The sequence below is a fragment of the Streptomyces sp. MB09-02B genome, from assembly GCF_033794485.1.
Lineage (GTDB): Bacteria > Actinomycetota > Actinomycetes > Streptomycetales > Streptomycetaceae > Streptomyces.
Genome location: NZ_JARGEE010000903.1, coordinates 1 through 1,075, shown reverse-complemented (window position 1 = coordinate 1,075; position 1,075 = coordinate 1). Strand labels below are relative to the sequence as shown.

The 1,075-nt window shown below is 76.7% G+C and carries 1 protein-coding gene; it reads right to left on the bottom strand.

What is annotated here, in order from left to right; translation table 11 throughout:
• Window positions 1-60: 60 nt before the first annotated feature.
• On the bottom strand, window positions 61-1,002 hold the full coding sequence (locus P1P70_RS44985; RefSeq protein ID WP_319248315.1) for an aminoglycoside phosphotransferase family protein: 942 nt from the start codon (window positions 1,000-1,002) through the stop codon (window positions 61-63).
• Between the last annotated feature and the right edge of the window lie 73 nt (window positions 1,003-1,075).

Below are 1,075 nucleotides of genomic sequence, written 5' to 3'. Positions count from 1 at the left end.
GCGGGAGGGTGGCGGACGTCGGGTTGACGGGCGCGGGCCATGAGCTCCCGCGTACCGGGGTCAGTGCGGGCGGGCCGGGGCGGTCAGCCGCTCCGCCAGGTGGTCCACGAACGCGATGAGCCATTCCAGGCGGGGCCCGCCGCGAGCCACCCGGAACCCGTGCCGACGGGCGTGGAACGCGGCGCGGACGGCCTCCACCTGCGCCCAGCGCCGCAGCCGCTCCCCGTCGACCTCGGCGGTCTCGGCGAAGACGTCCAGCACCCGGCGGACGGCCGCGCCTAGGTCGTCCGCCGCGATGAGGCTCAGAGCCCGCGACTTCAGCAGCGTGCCGCCGTCGTAGGCGGGGTCCCCCGCCAGCCCCTTGGGGTCGACGGCCAGCCACGGCTCACGGTCGGCCCGCAGGATGTTCCTGGCGTGGAGATCGCCGTGCACGACGGTGTCCGGCTGGTCGGGCCCCAGCTCACGGAGGGTGGCCAGCGCGGCGTCCACCGTGCGGCGGGGCAGCGCGTGCGACGGCTTCCCGGCGTCCGCCCGCAGTTCCTCCGCCCAGGTGCCGGTCCGTTCCCGCAGCCGGGGCAGCCCGGCGGGCGCGGGCACGGCCAGTCGTCGGCTCAGCCGCCCGGCGACGGTCACGATCTCGTCCTCGTCGCCGAGCTCCGCCAGCGTCGACGTCCGGACCCGTTCCAGCAGCATGGCGAACCGCTCGTCGTCCCGCCGGTACAGCCGTACGGCCCCACACCCGCCCCAGGCCTCGAAGGCGTCCGGCTCATGGACGTTCCCGGGGTGCGGGAACGACACCTTCAGGACGGCGGCGGGCTCCCCCCGCCGCGCCACCGGGACGACCACCCCGACACCGCCGTGCACGACGTCCCCGTCCGGCACGCACCCCCACCGGTCCAGCAACTCGCCCACGATGCGCGGCAGTTCGGCGAGCCACACCGCCCCCGGCTCGCCCTCCCGCTCGACCGTGCTCCGTGCGAACGCGTCGGGTACCTCGATCATCCCGGCACCCTACGCCCCGCCCCGGCCCGGGGAGCGGCGCCGAGGCGGTCGGCACGCTCGCGCCCCCTCGTAG